This is a genomic window from Cytobacillus purgationiresistens (genome assembly GCF_030813235.1).
GTDB classification, from domain to species: Bacteria; Bacillota; Bacilli; order Bacillales; family Cytobacillaceae; genus Cytobacillus; species Cytobacillus purgationiresistens.
Genome location: NZ_JAUSUB010000016.1, coordinates 82,465 through 98,416, shown reverse-complemented (window position 1 = coordinate 98,416; position 15,952 = coordinate 82,465). Strand labels below are relative to the sequence as shown.

The following is a 15,952-nucleotide window of genomic DNA, read 5'->3' as shown; positions in this document are numbered from 1 at the left end:
CCTAATGATTTATGTTTCTACTTTATAGATGAATCTTAGCATCCTAACCTTCGTTCGTTAAAATCGTTATCATTAATGACTATATTTTATTTCCTAACTCCAATATTACTCCTGCAAAGTTTCCACTCATCACTTCTACTCTGTGTTGATTCATACAATTAAATGAAGCTAGCATAGAAATTTTCCCATTCTCTTTCTTATCATATTTCTCAATTGTGGCTTCGCATACTATGGTGTCATCTGTAAAGACTGGTTTTAAAAATTTAAAGTTCATAGTATGAGCTAAGACATTATTTTCACCTCCAATCTTGGTTGGGAGGGTAGCTGTCAACAACCCCTGAATCACAAGCCTTCCCTGCTCATCAGGAGTCGTATGATGACTCCCTTCATCCCAAGAGACCTTTGTAAATAATGCAACATCTTCTTTTGTAAAAGTTCTCTGAAAAGAGATAGTATCTCCTACTTGTAATGACATTAATATCTCTCCTTTTATTCGTTGAAATTAGAGACAACATTTAATGAATGATTCAAGGTTTATATTACAAATTCCTTCCTAATTTAACTGCGAGTTATATTCAAACGCTGTCGTTCCATAAATTCTTTTAAAATGTTTATTTAAGTGAGTTAGGTCAACAAATCCACATTCAGTAACAGCTATATAAACGTCTCTCTTGTCTTCAATTACTTTTTTAGCACGTTCAACCTTACAGTTTAGATAATATTGATATGGTGATATCCCTGTTTGAGCGTTAAACAATCTTATAAACTGATAGTTGGAAATTCCCAGTTCTATGCATATTTCTTCAAGCTTTAATGTCTTTGATAAATTAGAGTGCATAATCTCCTTAGCTTTCTTTATACGTACATTTTCAGCTTTATACTTATTTATAGGATCAATTTGTACTACCTTTCCTATTAAATTTATAATTAATTCACAACATAACACATCATCTTTTTGGCTAGTTATAGAGTTATGAAGGTTAATAATGCTTGAGGCTAGTTCTCGATTATATACAATTGGTTTCTGGAATTTAATCATTTCTTTTTTATTTACTACTTCTAATATGATAGTTGGATCTATATATAGCATTGCATAGTCCAAGGCAGAATGACCGCCAGCCATTCCATCGTGAGTCTGCTCTGGGTTAAATAACATGACTCCATTTTGATATGATAGCATTGAAGTTCCATCCAGATTATATTTCTGAACTCCGTTTAAAGTAACACCTAATGCATACTCTCTATGAGAATGCTTTTTATATTTAAAGTCGGTGATACTAGCAGATAATGCAGTCACTCCCTGAAATTTTTTATAGTTAAATTTATTCATCAGATCACCCCTAAATTTAACAAATTATAACCATATCATAATGGCTGCATAAACTAAGAACAATGACAAAAGTATATTAACAAATTTACTATACTTTAAAAGAAGCTTTCTAAACATTTTACCGAATAGTACCCAAGAGAGGAAAGCTACAAATCCAATAAGCGTTATTAATAAAACATTAAGGATAATCTCTTTACTTGTCACATAGTAGGGCAATATAAAACTAGGAATTACCGTCATAGTAAACAAAACCACTTTTGGATTTAAAAATTGCATGAACAAACCAGAATAAAACGTTCCTGTTCGACTTACTGGTGGTTTAGTCGAATCAGTTGAGTATATTTGATAAGCTAGGAATAGCATATACAAACTACCAATAATCTTCATATAAATTAAAATATTAGGGATTACTGATATAAACATAGAATTCAACGAAGCTGAAATAAAAAGTAATAAGGCAAATGCAACTGTGGCTCCATATGTATATTCCATTGCTTTTTTAATACCGAAATGATGAACCGTTGAAAGTATAACAATATTAGTTGGCCCCGGGGTAATGGTCATAATAAAACTGTAAAGAATAAAAGATGTATAAGTCATATGACTTCTCCTTATTTAAGAATTTCTCACTTATTTATACATCTTCATTTCATTTTTATATAGTACATTATTGCGGATTAGATACTATATCTATATTAAAAATTTATAATCCTTCTTTAACTACCTCCCTTGTCCAATAAAAAAGTTTGCCGTAGCAGCCTGCTGTTGACCCAATCATCCGTTTGTTCAAGTAAATTATTTCACAATCTTTTTGTTATAAATTTATTTAATTATCTACATTCGATCTTTTATTTTATTACAAAATAATGCAAATCATAATCATTATGATTTATGTTGACAGATGATTTAAAACACAGTATATTCATAAAGGTGTAAAAAAGAATTATTACGATTTGCATAAAGTATCATAATTTCTTTTAATAAAATAACTAAGGAGGATAAATCTTAGGAAAGTTCTTTAATACTTTGTTTTATTTGCTTACATTAGTTAATTTTTACCCACTAAAATTCTTTAGGATCATTAGCTAAATAGGATCTAATGTACATAATTCAGAGTGAAATAATCTAATGTAAATCGTAATTGTTACTATTTAAGCAACTGATTACCCATTTAACTAAGAAAATACTAATCTGTGTTCATTTTTTTTAACTATTAAAAAGGAAAAGGAGAGTTTTTATTTATGAAAAAAGAACTTATAAAAGCAATAGTTGGATTTTCCTTATTAGGCGCAATACTGGCAGGATGTCAAGAAAAAGAAGCTACACCTATTGAAAATGCTTCTTCTGATTATGAATCTACTGAAAGTACCGATCATGCCCATAATCATAGCCATGACCATAGTCACGATGCTGAAAAACAGCAAGAAATATATTCAGGGATATTTGAAGATGACGAAATTGAAGATAGAGAATTAACAGATTGGGAAGGAGATTGGCAATCAGTCTACTCATACTTGTTGGATGGAAGTTTAGATGAGGTCTTACAGAAAAAAGTAGAAACAAACAAAGATAAAACCTTTGAAGAATACAGAGAATATTATACAGTTGGGTATGATACAGAAATTGAACGGATAGTTATTGAAGATAATACTATGACTTTTTATAAAAATGGTGAAGGAAAAACAGGAGAATATAGGTATCATGGATACGAAACTTTGTCTTATGAATCTGGAAATAGAGGAGTTCGTTATTTATTTAATTTAGTTGGAGAAGTAAATGGAGTGCCAAAGCATGTACAATTCAGTGATCATGGTATTTATCCTACAGAAGCAGAACATTACCATATTTACTTTGGGGATGAAGAGCATGACACTCTTTTAAATAGATTAGATAATTGGCCAACTTATTATCCTTCTAATTTAAATGGAGAAGAAATCGCAGAAGAAATGAATGCGCATTAATTTTGTAAAACTGTATGTTTATTATTTATATTTTTATAGCATAAAATTGATTTTTCTACTCTTTGCAATTACACATCAACCATACAAAGAAGCGGAAGAGTAACTCAGTATTGAAAGAAGCCACTGTGTTTTAAACCACGGTGGCTTTAACTTTGTAGGCTTCCTCGTCTCACTTTCTGTATCAACAATATTAGTCACAGCAAATCTTAGCCTTTTAGAGTCAACCAGCGAATTTTTCAAAAAAAGAACCCTTGATCCCAAAGATAGATCAAAGATTCGGTATTCTATTTCAATGATTTTCTATTAATTACTATGAAAAATGATGCTTAAACCTTTTCATTCAATCCCTTTGTTTCTACAACCAAAGATTTAACTTAAGGTCCGTTTTTTTTCGCTTAAACCAAGCGACTGCGCTGTTGAAGTATGAACTTCGCGCAGCAGATCTGGAGTTTCCAATAGTGACACGCCATAAGAAGGAATCATTTCTTTAATTTTCCGTTCCCACTCACTTATGTGTTCAGGGAAGCATTTTGTTATTACTTCCAGCATGACGTGAACAGCGGTAGAAGCACCTGGAGAGGCGCCGAGCAATGCTGCTATCGATCCATCAGCGGCACTAACAACTTCCGTACCAAATTGGAGCGTTCCTTTACCTCCAGCTTCAGTATCTTTAATCACTTGCACACGTTGGCCCGCTACTACTAAATCCCAATCATCGCTCTTGGCGTTCGGGATAAACTCACGTAGCTCTTCCATTCTCTTTTCTTTTGATAAAATAACTTGCTGTATTAGGTATTTTGTCAATGACATGCTTTTTGCACCAGCCGACAACATAGTTAAGAGATTATCCGGTTTTACGGAAGTTACCAAATCAAACATTGAACCAGTTTTTAAAAACCTTGGTGAGAAGCCGGCATACGGTCCAAATAATAATGCTTTTTTATTGTCGATAAACCGTGTGTCAAGATGCGGAACAGACATTGGAGGAGCACCAACCTTAGCTTTGCCGTATACTTTTGCATGATGCTGCGCTACAACATTCGGATTATTACACACCATAAATATCCCGCTTACTGGAAATCCTCCAATATGTTTCCCTTCAGGAATACCAGATTTTTGCAGTAAATGCAGGCTTCCTCCGCCGCCTCCGATAAAGACGAATTTTGCAGTATGCCGTTCGACAGTACCGCTATCGAGATTCCGCACTTTCAATTCCCACAAGCCGTCTCTAGTACGTTTAATATCATTCACACTATGGTTGTAGTTTAAATCGACATTGTTACTCTCTAAGTGGTCAAACAACATGCGCGTTAAAGCGCCAAAGTTAACATCTGTTCCAGAGTCGATTTTTGTTGCCGCTAAAGGTTCATTCGATGTGCGTTCTTGCATAATTAGCGGAATCCATTCCATTAGTTTTTTCGGATCATCGGAAAATTTCATTCCTTGGAACAGAGGGTTGTTTGAAAGCGCTTCAAAACGTTTCTTTAAAAACGTTACATTTTGTTCCCCTTCTACTAAACTCATATGAGGCAATGGCATGATAAAGTCCTGTGGATTATTTATCAGCTTACTGTTTACAAGATAAGACCAAAACTGCATTGAAACCTGAAACTGTTCATTAATATTGATAGCTTTACTAATATCTACAGATCCATCCGGCTTTTCGACCGTGTAGTTAAGCTCGCACAATGCGGCATGCCCCGTTCCCGCATTATTCCATTCATTCGAGCTTTCTTCTCCTGCTTTTGAGAGCTTCTCAAATACTGTAATTTTCCAGTCAGGTACTAATTCTTTCAAAAGTGTCCCTAAAGTCGCACTCATGATTCCAGCACCAATTAAGATAACGTCTGTTTTAGTTTCTCTGTGGCTCATTTTTACCTTCCTTTATACCCCTAATATTCGCAGAAAGGATGTAGGCGCTCCTGCTTAGGTGTTACATCAATCCAAGACCGACCGTCCGTCACATACCTTTTCTGTCTCAATTATAACCATATCATAAATATTACAATTATTTATAGATTAAAACATATAACTATTATATGATAATTATAAATTATTTAAAAGCTGCTTAACACTTCCGTTGGTTTCTAGTCGATTATTTTTTCCGAAAAAATACAGATGAGTATTAGGACCAACAATGAAAAGCAGTGGTACATAAAAATTATCAAGAAGAGTATATAACTCAACTTTTGGTATTTCACCAGACATTCGACCCAAAACCTGAAGATAGCAAAAGAAAATCCACTTTTTAACAAAGAAATCAACCATGATATCCTTATAATTAAAGCGCCTAAAAGTGTTTATGATTTATGATTTCCTCCTAACTAACATTCTTCTTATTCTGAAATTAATGTTATTATACAATTACTTTTATTACATTAAACTTCCGTTTTTTCCCACGAGAAAAGGCGATCCCTCTTATTGAAGAAACGCCCACGTAACATATTGCCTTTTATGCACTTGCATCACTTCTTTATTTCAATAAATTCCATATTCATATTTAAATCTCTTCTTTTACTAACCTCCCCTCAATTGTCTAATAGCAACAGATTCCATTCACCAATTTATACATGATTAGATCGATTTTTTTGTTTCAAATATCACTAATATTCCACTGTTACTTAGTTAATTCTTTCTTCCACAATGCACTTCTATTTCTACAAGAAATAAGTGTAAAACGGATTAGGAAGTGCTGGATTCTTATCTAAAATCAGGTAAACCGCTTAAAACAGATTAGAATGTGCTGGATTCTTATCTGAAATCAGGTAAAATTCGTAAAACAGATTAGAATGTGCTGGATTCTTATCTGAAATCAGGTAAAACGAGTAGAACAGATTAGAATGTGCTTGGATTCTTATCTGAAATCAAGTAAAACGCGTAAAACAGATTAGAAAGTGCTGGATTCTTATCTGAAATCAGGTAAAACGAGTAGAACAGATTAGAATGTGCTGGATTCTTATCTGAAATCAGGTAAAACGCGCTAAGCAAGCTGCCACTTAAATCAAAAAAAAGCTGCTCCTGCAATCCATTGTTTAACTCAAGATCCCGTTAGTAAACAGTAGATGGAAACCCCTTCCTTGAGCCGATCTTCTAACTTTCATTCCCTTCTTAAATTTATCTAAGTTAAAAAAATCCCATCAAATTGAAAAAATTTAAAAATCATAATATCAAAAGAACTCATTTAATCCATTCACAAAATAATCATATACGTTTTTATCAATCACCTTTCCTCCATACCCTTCAAAAAAAATATGCTTGTCCGTTTCATTTTCGAATGCATTAGGTTTAGGACGCATAGCTAATGATAGGTCATATCTTGGGTCACCATAAGCTCCAGCACTCCAATCGATTACGCCTGTAATTACTCCGTCCGAGACTAAAACATTATCAATCGTAAAATCTCCGTGAATTAACGTTTGTTTATAGACATTAGGTTTATTTGTTTTAATTCTTTCTAATAATTCCTCCGTTCCATCCACCTTGTAATTTTTCAAATTATATTCTGCCTGATATAGCAGTTCGTCAAGCCACTGCCGTTCATACATTAGTTCATTGGGGCAAGAGGTTGAGTGGAGTTGAGACAAGAGATTACCAAAGTTAAATAACAATTCTTGGCGTTTCTCCTTGTTTTTCTCATTGTATAAAGCAGTTCTTAGAGTTTCCCCTTCCAAAAACTCAATGAGAGCCCAGGATTCCCTCTGGGATTTTTGTTCAACGAATTTCTTCACTTTTGGAATAGGTAGTTTGGTGGTTTCATTAGTCAAACAGTTTAAGACAGCTATTTCTCTATTTAACCAAGAACAAAATAATTCTCCCTTTGCTCTTTTTAGCGCATAAAGCCCTTGGTTACTTTCAATTAATCCTACATTGGAGGTATAGCCTTGTCGTGGAACCTTATAGAATGAATGTGATTAAGATATTCTTTTATTTCATTTGGAATTTCGTCGATTTGTATTGGCTGCAATTAAGTACACCTCGTCTCATAAACAACTTTACTATTAATTCCTTATCAACTTACAAGATTCCTTCTTCAACAAAACTGCCACTTTCTACAATAAGAAAGGCATTCCCTCTATTTAAGGAATGCCCACTTTAGTTGAAAAAGGATAGTGTTCCATTGGCGAAATTACCCTGAGTAAGATCTCGATTTTCTGCTACTGATTAAATGACAATAAAGTTGTAAAGAATGGGGAGTAATTATTTCTTTGCAATGATCATGTATATAACATCTGTTGGATATAATTTCTGTATTACCCTCAATCCTGCATTCTTTATTTCTTGTTCCATAACCGAAGAGGCTATTCTAGGGTGGGTATCGGTAGGATGATCTTTCTTTTCAAATTCAATACATACGAAATATCCATCATCCTTAAGTACTTGCTTAATTTGCTGTAAAGAATGAGATAACTGCTGAACCTCATGTAGAACTAATGAAGCTAGTGCAATGTCAATTGAATTGTCTTGTAGTGGAATATCATCAATACTACCTTTAATAGGTTTGACATTTGTCATATTTTCTTTTTTCGCCTTGGAGCTAATAACTTCTAACATATTAGAATCTATATCTAATGCATAAACTGACCCCTCCACCATTTTTGCAGCAGGGATTGTAATATAACCTGTACCTGCACCTAAATCTAACATACTATCAGCTTTCTTAATTGGAAGCATTTTCAGTAGCTTTTCTGGTGGAATATCTCCTCTTTTTTCAGGATTATCTAAGAATTCAATTTTTTTTGCTAAACGTTTCATTTCTTGGGAATTGCCCTCTTTTTTTTCCATATAATTTATTCTCCTTTTTAATTAAGTTATAGTGTGTAATGCATAGGGGGTACTTTTGTTTCATGATGACCATAATAGATATCATAGATCTTTTAAGTCTATAATTAAATATAGAATATCATCTCAATAGATGAATTTCAACTCTAATGTTTCCAAATGTATGATATTAACATTTAATTAGAAAGATTAATAATAGGATTTAATTATCATTCCAGAAAAAACAAAGGGAAAATCCCCCTGAATATTTGTCAAAAAAGCCATTCCTTCATATTGAAGAAAAGGCCTTTTAGCGGAAAAAGAGCAGAACGACAATCCACCATCAATTAGTGATGAAAAATTGTAGTTATGCTCTTTATAAGAAGATTTCCTTTAAAAATCTTCCTTTGACATGATGAATCTTAGCTATTATGGTTCTTATTTTTTGCAAGTTGCTCTTTATCCAAAGTTCCAGGCGGCTGTTCTAGCCATTCGTTTTGAATCATTATATCGGCACCATCTTTTGCATATTGAGCAATTTCAACCGATAGACGTTCGTAATTGAGTATTAGATCACTTCTCTGACTTGAGGCTGCTGCTGTTGCATAATTTCCTGTCCCTACTGCGCTTAATAAACCCATATGGAATAGCATTAATTTGTCAGAAAATGTAGGAGTTGTTGAATCGGTAATAGCAACCTCGGATGAAATAGGTGGCTGCAAATCATTATCTGCAAGTATCTTTGTATAAATTTCAACGTGTTTTTTAGAGATATCTCTTCCTCTTATCATCCATTTTTGAATATCTTCACTTGGTGATGTTTGAGCAAAACTTAGTGCCAAGCTTCCTCCTATAATGTTGGTTTGTGTATTCATATGTAAGTAACTTATTTCAACTGCATTGAGAGGTCTTTTGGGGGTAAATGGATTTAATCCACTTAAGTATTTTTTGCTGTCTATGAAGTCTGTTTTCGTCGGATAAGAGATGTAGGGAGCTCTTACAAATAAGCCCTTCGAAAGGGAAACCTCTGCACCTATATTGTATAAGCTAGATACTTCTTGAAGACCCTCAGTAAAATAGGCTCTTATATCTTCTCTAGCACTCATTGCAACAAAGCCTCCGTATGCAAATAAACCTGCTCTTGAAATGTGCCCAATATATTCAAGCATAAACGTATCAGTAAATAAACGAGGGGCGTTCATATTGACATCTTCATTTGTAAACCCTATTGGTAATGGGAGTTGTTCTCTTTGATATATTTGAGAAAGCTTTTCTATATGTGTAGATGAAAGGTCATAAGCATATTGGATAATCGTACGGATTTCTTGGTCTTCTATATTTTTTAAAAAAAATCCTAAAATACACTTGGACATACTATCATTCAAATAAGCAGTCCAAATACAAGCTATCTCAGCCGAAGTAAGTTGAGGATGTTGTTCAGTCATAAAGTTACCTCCAAAGAATAATTATCATGCTTGATTATTCTTTGCATTTAACCGTATATTATGACAAGGGACAAGAAAAACAAAGTATTCTTTGACTTTACGCTAGGAATTATTAAGTTTAACCTCTATGTTAAACATAGATCCATTGTATCTGACGTAATTTTATTTCATTCTAATCTATAGCTATTAATGCTATATAAAAAAAATGGCTGCCGCAGCAACCCTTGTTAAACATAGTCTTCCGGGAGTTTAAGAAGAAACTTCCGTCTAACCTTCCCCTTTAGTGAAACCCACTTTTATTCCCCTTATAAAATAAAAATAGCGCCAACTTCTCTTTAATAGAAATCGGCACTTCGTTATTCGCTATACGTTTAGCGTGACGCTTTTGGCGGTTGACATACGTCGCATTTACGTTGGTTATTATTTTTAAATTTCGTTAATGTTTTTTCAAAGTTACTACCACATGCACATTTAAATAATAATTTTTGAGAAAAACCATGATATTCCGTCGTTAGCAACTTACTTTCCGAATTGTTCTCAACAAATTCTCTAATTTTACCAATCGTCCATCGTTTATTCATTCTCTTACACCTCCATATTTTATCGCTAGGCGGAGGCTTTTATTGGCATCCGTTCATTATATAAGTAAAAGTCATAATTATCCTAAGTTCCTCATTATAACATGAGCTGGCAAACAATTAAACAGATGGGAGGTATCTTATTAAACTGCCCTTCACTTTTAAAGCACTCCCTAAATTTAAGGAAGGCGGCCGTTACACAATAGAACGCTAAATACCATAACTATCGGTTTTTTATCCACATCGATTGGCCATGCACCTTGTTAATTACTATGATTTGTCCAGTATCATGACGGAAGTAGGTATTACCCTTGATGAAGTAATACCTTGTTGCTTTTAAGGTAGGATTTATTTTGACTGTTTCCTATACTTTGTTGCTTTTCACAATAGCCGTTGATTTCCTCTCAATTCCGCGGGGCGTCGGTGAGCCTCCTCGTCGCTATGCTCCCGCAGGAGTCTCGTACCTTCCGCTCCAATCAATTTTGTTATCAATGGTTTGTCAGATCAAAACCTATGAAAAAACTACAAGCTTTTAGAAAAGAGCCTTATTTAAGGAAAGCACTTAAGACTTTCACGAAGGAAAATTTAGTTGCCACGATACTCCAAACCGATCATTTAACCAACCAAACCTTTGACTAAAACCATATTCACCAATTGGCATGAGTGCTTGTCCACCATCAATAAGTTTCTGATAAAGGTTGTTAATTTCTTCCTCAGTATCACATGTAACAAAAATTGAGAATGAAGGAGTAAAGGAAAACTGATGCTTCACATTACTGTCAATGCACATAAACTCTTGCCCTTTTAAGGAAAAAGTAGCCTGCATTACAGTTCCCTCGTCTCCAGCTTCATTCGCTCCATAGCGAACAATACTTGTAATTTCTGAATCGTCAATGATTGATATGTAATAATCCATCGCTTCTTCTGCTTTACCATCTTGAAACATTAGGAATGGTGTAACTTTTTCCATTAAAAATCATCTCCTTTAGTCTTTTAATTTAATAATGACATTACAAAAAAAATAATTCAATCCGAGTCATACTTCTTCTTCAACCAGCCTGCCACTTTTTCACATGACAGCTTCGATTGTGGGTGAGTAATTTTTAGATATCATTGATCCCCCAGAAACAATTGAAGTAAGTCCTATCGTAGAGAATTGTATAGCAGTGTGCCCAGGCAGAAGTAGGAGAAAAAAGGAGCTTTAAATGGTATGACTATTTTATTTGTAATAGAAGGGACAATCAAGGATTATTGGGTGTCTTCAAATGGCTTGCATCTCATGGAGCAACTGGGGATGGTTTGATTAGTAAAATACGCTTTGAGATATTATTAAACTGGGCGCTTTTCTTATAGTTCAGTACGAACAAACTGTAACTTTTGCTTCTTCCACTAAAATGCCCCCTTAGTTTAAAAAGAAAAAGGATACCATAGCAACCCTATATTTAACTCAATCCCAATTTGTTATAAGCATCTACTTTTTCCGAATATAGTAGAGGTTAACTAAACTAAAGTAAAGCACCGCAGAACTAATAATAAAAGTTAAGAATCCCTTTATTTTATTTGTTTCCATCAGTAATTCTTCATCACGAATAAATTCCATATTCTCACTTATAGATATTGGAACAGTAAATATTGATAGAACTAAGCCTATACAGGCAAAGACACCATATATATTTAGGAAAGTCCTTGTTTTTGTTTCTTTTTTAGTTACGATCTTGATCTTATGTGATGTTTGTGGGTTTACTTCCAAAATTGAACCTCCTATTTAATCCTCTAAATAACTGTACGAATACCATTAAGAAAAGTTTCCTTCTTTTTCAAATATATTCCACTCTCTATCCCCATTGCTGCTAGAATGAATGCGACTAGATATTGCATATTTATCAAGTGTAATTCTGTTTTTCACGTCAAAACGACAGTGTAATCTAACATTGCCTAAAATAAAAGTCACAAAACTGTCACTTACGTAAAAGTTTTTGGGCATATATAATTCAATTTATGTTCTAAAAGGAAGGATGTTTTTATTTGCCTAGTAATAAAAAGGAAGGCATTATTTTCGGATTATTTATGTGTTTTGGAATGGTTCTTATTATGTCAGTTTACAACACAGCTTTACACGGATTTTCATCATTTACAGTAAGGAGTGCAGTGATTCAATTTGTCGTAACATTTATCGTTGCTTTTATCGCAGAATCAGTAGTTGAGCCAAAAGCGAGTAAAATTGCCTTATCACTACCTTATGATAAATCGAAAGAAATCAACTTTATTGTGGCACTTGCTTTTTGTATGGTCCCTATGATGGTTCTTATTATGTCAGTTTACGGAGTTATTTTAACGGCTTTATTAACAGGAATTGAAGGTTCAATTTTCACAACCTATCTTAAAACAGTTGGTCTAAACCTTATCGTGGCGCTTCCATCACAGTTGCTAATTGTTGGACCCATCTCACGTTGGCTATTAGTTAAATTCGTTAAACCCTCGACGCAAAAGCCACAATTAAACGCGTAAAAACAAGCAAGCTACCAAAATGTAGCTTGCTTGTTTTAGGGATAGAAAGTTCTCATGTTCTTACACAATTTCATATTACCTTTATTAAATTCACCCCTGTTGATTAACAGAAGATGACTTTAGTTGAAAAATCACAGGGTTGTCATTAATCCATATCATTTAAAAACAAAAAACTACATTTTGAATAAAGATTGATCCAAGTAGAGTTAATTCTTTAAATTAAGCATGAGACTCATTTCAATGAACTTTATTCCTCTAAAACCCCCCGATTGATAACCACTCTACTAATATATAGCATTTTCTTTTCTTATTTATCAATATGTAAAAAAAAATAAGATATGGTATTGTTTTCTATTTTATTTACTATATAATAAAAATTGTTCTGAGAATTTAAAAAACATTCGCAAAAAACTCGTCCAAACCTAGAATGGTTTACTTGTAAGAGATAATAATCTGGCTACTATTCTCATACCTTCACTGTGATACCTCAATTAATAGTTTAATAAATTATAAATAGGAGTAGATGCAATGAAATTGAATACTATTACACAATTATTTAATATGAAGTCAATGTGGATTATTGCTGTGTTAGTTGTAATAGCAAATTTTACGTATACTTCTTTATATATATATAAATATACTTTGTATGAAAAAATAATTAATCTTGATCAAGCAACATATTCTATATTAAAGAATTTAACTATATCCTTAGATATTGCTACTTCTAGTATATTTATATTATTCATTATAAGCACGTGGATAATTTTAAAGAAAAAAGATGATCATCTTTTACTAAATTATTCTTTCTTGTGTACTATTCTATTTGTTACTTTATCATTTTGTAACTTTTTATTGACTCGATTGTTCTCTGTGTCTTTTTATGAGATTATTTGGAATATGAATAATTTCATAGTACTTAGTGCCATTATCTTAATATATGGTTTGATAAAAATATCATCAAAAAGATGGTACTTAAATTTAAAAAAATCCTAGGCTTTCGGAAAACTTTATGCGCTAAGCAAATTTTAACCAAAAAAAGTAGATCCTCTGTAAAGGACCTCACTTTATTGCAAACAAATCCACCTCTATTAACATAGAAGTGGATTTGTTTTTAGATAGATTTATATATTTTTATACCTTTTCTTTTCATTTAAAAAATCCTTATAGACTAAAACAGCCACAACAATAAAGCTTAGACTGACAACCCTGAAGATCGTCTCTAAACTAATCCATTCAGCTAACATGCCTAATACAAATGCGCTAACTCCGACACCAACGTCAAAACTGGAAAGAAAGGTTGCGTTGGCTGCACCACTTTTTTCTTCACTTACCTTCTGAACCGTCCATGTTTGTAAACATGGCATAACAGTTCCGTAACCTGCGCCAAATAAAATCGCCGCAATCATAAGGTGAAGATGATTGGTCGTATAAGACAGCGTAACAAGTGACAAAAATCCTAGCACTGCTGACACAATGATGATAGCCCACGGACCCTTTTTGTCATACCATTTTCCTGTAAACGGACGTAGTAAAGTTGCGATAGTTGCATTGATAAGGAAGAAAAGAAAAATATGATCTATTCCCTTTTGTTTCCCAAAAAGAACTAAAAAAGTAATAATCGCTCCAAAACCAAGTGTTGTAATAACCGTCAGTAATGCCGGGAACCATGCGTCTTTTTCAAAAATTGCTTTAAAAAATCGGAATGGTTGCTTCTCATGCCTTTCAGGAGTAGGTGAATAGACAAATTGAAGCGCAATTACAGCCATTAGGCTAAGTACTGCTGACGACCAAATTAAAATATCAAAGGAAAAAGAGTCATAGATAAGGATACCTATACTCGGTGCAATAATAGCCCCGACCGTTGTTGAAATAGAAAAATACCCCATTCCTTCTCCTAACCGTGTCTTAGGAATTAAATCGACTACCATTGTACTATTGGCTGTGGTTGATACGCCCCACGCTACGCCATGAAAAAGTCGTAACAATAGCAAAAACCATATAATATTAAGAGAAGGATACAATATCGTAATAATCATTAAAGCTGCACTTGCAATAATAGCTAGACTTTTCCGTTGGTTATCAATTAAATAGTACCCAACAAAAGGTCTGATTAGAACAGCGCCTAGCGTAAATAAAGTTGTCATTAAACCTATTTGAATGGAAGATGCATTCATGCTTAACAAATAGGCTGGTAAAATAGGGAGCAACATTTCAAACCCTATAAAAACTAAAAAGTTGCTTATAAATAAAAAAAGAAATGATTGATTAATGATTCTTTGATTTTTCATATTATTATTCCTCGCTTCTAATTATTTTTCTAAATTAGAAGCGCTTGGAACACTGAAACGTTTTTCAATTGTCTAAGGTTTTTATTCAATTGAATCACCCTCTCTAAAACTATTAAAAATTTATAAAAAGAAAAAAGACAACTCACCTAGATTGTCTGGTTATTAATTATACGGATTCCATTTTCATAATAATTTTTTCATTTTATCCTATTTCTCATTTATTATCAACCAACTTTTTACAAGGATTCTACCTCCGTTGCTTAATTCATTGATTGTAGTTTTACATCACTTACTATTAAATGCATTCCCTATACTAGAGAGACGCCTCTTTATTATTAAAAAACCAATGATGCTCTCAAATCACTAACGCCATTTTCCAAATAGCTCTTTAAACATGATAGCATATATACCCAGCCTTCTTTTTGTCCTATCATTTTGTTTACTATCTCAGGGTCATCTTCTTTCAAACCTGATTCGTTTACTTCAATGATTGTACTCGTATTATCCAATTCTTTTAGTGTAATTGTAACGACTGTTTCTTCAGCATCTTCTCCTCCCCATGAAAAAACGATTTTCTTATTCCCTTTGATTTCTAATACCTTTATTACCCCTTCTGCCCCGTATTCAACATATTTCAATGTAATTGTTTTGCCTTGTTCCCATCTTTCTGAACTCGATGAGAACCAATAATTCCCGATTTCCCTAGGGTCTACTATGGCTTCAAACACCTCTTCAGCTGGCTTGTTTATTTTAAATTTTGTAATTACCTGAGTATCCATCATTCATTCAACTCTCTTTCGGAATTTTTCATTATTCTTTCATTTTTATTGGTATGATATACATTCTTTAGGTTTAATAGAAACCCTTTCCTATTTAATATTCTTGACGGTGATCATCATTTTTTAACCATTTTTTATTTTTATAATATTGAAAGAGTGTTTTGATTTCGTATAGTTGAGACAAGAAGAAATCTGCACTTTTTTTATTTCTTGTTCTAAAACCTTCAATAATTCTGGATCAAACTTCATGTTAAATCCACCTATTTATTTTTCCTTAAATTAGATTGATTGAAGCCTTCTCCAAG

General features: G+C 33.2%; 15 protein-coding genes. 2 read left to right on the top strand and 13 right to left on the bottom strand.

All coding sequences use genetic code 11. From position 1 onward, the window contains the following. Positions 1–79 precede the first annotated feature (79 nt). From J2S17_RS17425 to J2S17_RS17415, 3 genes are all read right to left on the bottom strand, one after another. Positions 80–475 (bottom strand): hotdog family protein, encoded by a 396-nt coding sequence (locus J2S17_RS17425; RefSeq protein WP_307477048.1) that lies wholly within the window; start codon positions 473–475, stop codon positions 80–82. A gap of 78 nt (positions 476–553) precedes the next feature. After that, positions 554–1,330, bottom strand: a complete 777-nt coding sequence (locus tag J2S17_RS17420) for an AraC family transcriptional regulator (RefSeq protein ID WP_307477047.1) — start codon at positions 1,328–1,330, stop codon at positions 554–556. A gap of 24 nt (positions 1,331–1,354) precedes the next feature. Beyond that, the gene (locus tag J2S17_RS17415; RefSeq protein WP_307477046.1) at positions 1,355–1,930 is read right to left on the bottom strand and encodes a LysE family translocator; all 576 of its coding nucleotides are present in this window, start codon (positions 1,928–1,930) and stop codon (positions 1,355–1,357) included. 641 nt (positions 1,931–2,571) lie between these two features. On the opposite strand from J2S17_RS17415, the gene J2S17_RS17410 reads away from it, so the two are divergent. Further along, a complete protein-coding gene (locus J2S17_RS17410; protein WP_307477045.1) occupies positions 2,572–3,291 on the top strand; it encodes a metal-binding protein ZinT in 720 nt (239 codons plus the stop codon). A gap of 369 nt (positions 3,292–3,660) precedes the next feature. On the opposite strand, the gene J2S17_RS17405 is transcribed toward J2S17_RS17410, so the two are convergent. From J2S17_RS17405 to J2S17_RS17375, 7 genes are all read right to left on the bottom strand, one after another. Beyond that, positions 3,661–5,163, bottom strand: coding sequence for a malate:quinone oxidoreductase (locus tag J2S17_RS17405; RefSeq protein WP_307477044.1), 1,503 nt, complete (start codon positions 5,161–5,163; stop codon positions 3,661–3,663). Between the two features lie 1,295 nt (positions 5,164–6,458). Beyond that, positions 6,459–7,073 (bottom strand): phosphotransferase, encoded by a 615-nt coding sequence (locus J2S17_RS17400; RefSeq protein WP_370875057.1) that lies wholly within the window; start codon positions 7,071–7,073, stop codon positions 6,459–6,461. A 415-nt stretch (positions 7,074–7,488) separates the two neighbouring features. Next, the gene (locus J2S17_RS17395) at positions 7,489–8,073 is read right to left on the bottom strand and encodes a class I SAM-dependent methyltransferase (protein WP_307477043.1); all 585 of its coding nucleotides are present in this window, start codon (positions 8,071–8,073) and stop codon (positions 7,489–7,491) included. Positions 8,074–8,471: 398 nt separating this feature from the next. Beyond that, on the bottom strand, positions 8,472–9,494 hold the full coding sequence (locus J2S17_RS17390) for a DUF3231 family protein (RefSeq protein ID WP_307477042.1): 1,023 nt from the start codon (positions 9,492–9,494) through the stop codon (positions 8,472–8,474). A gap of 371 nt (positions 9,495–9,865) precedes the next feature. Continuing rightward, on the bottom strand, positions 9,866–10,075 hold the full coding sequence (locus J2S17_RS17385; protein ID WP_307477041.1) for a hypothetical protein: 210 nt from the start codon (positions 10,073–10,075) through the stop codon (positions 9,866–9,868). Positions 10,076–10,643: 568 nt separating this feature from the next. Continuing rightward, positions 10,644–11,042: a VOC family protein gene (locus J2S17_RS17380; RefSeq protein WP_307477039.1), complete on the bottom strand. Its 399-nt coding sequence runs from the start codon at positions 11,040–11,042 to the stop codon at positions 10,644–10,646. Between the two features lie 501 nt (positions 11,043–11,543). Beyond that, a complete protein-coding gene (locus tag J2S17_RS17375) occupies positions 11,544–11,822 on the bottom strand; it encodes a hypothetical protein (RefSeq protein WP_307477038.1) in 279 nt (92 codons plus the stop codon). Positions 11,823–12,097: 275 nt separating this feature from the next. Here J2S17_RS17375 and J2S17_RS17370 point away from each other — a divergent pair, with 275 nt between their 5' ends. Next, positions 12,098–12,580, top strand: a complete 483-nt coding sequence (locus tag J2S17_RS17370; protein WP_307477036.1) for a DUF2798 domain-containing protein — start codon at positions 12,098–12,100, stop codon at positions 12,578–12,580. Between the two features lie 1,121 nt (positions 12,581–13,701). Here J2S17_RS17370 and J2S17_RS17365 read toward each other — a convergent pair. The 3 genes from J2S17_RS17365 to J2S17_RS17355 form a co-directional block, all read right to left on the bottom strand. After that, a complete protein-coding gene (locus J2S17_RS17365; protein WP_307477034.1) occupies positions 13,702–14,868 on the bottom strand; it encodes an MFS transporter in 1,167 nt (388 codons plus the stop codon). Between the two features lie 335 nt (positions 14,869–15,203). After that, positions 15,204–15,650: an SRPBCC family protein gene (locus tag J2S17_RS17360; RefSeq protein ID WP_307477033.1), complete on the bottom strand. Its 447-nt coding sequence runs from the start codon at positions 15,648–15,650 to the stop codon at positions 15,204–15,206. 120 nt (positions 15,651–15,770) lie between these two features. Beyond that, positions 15,771–15,896: a hypothetical protein gene (locus tag J2S17_RS17355; RefSeq protein WP_307477031.1), complete on the bottom strand. Its 126-nt coding sequence runs from the start codon at positions 15,894–15,896 to the stop codon at positions 15,771–15,773. Positions 15,897–15,952 lie beyond the last annotated feature (56 nt).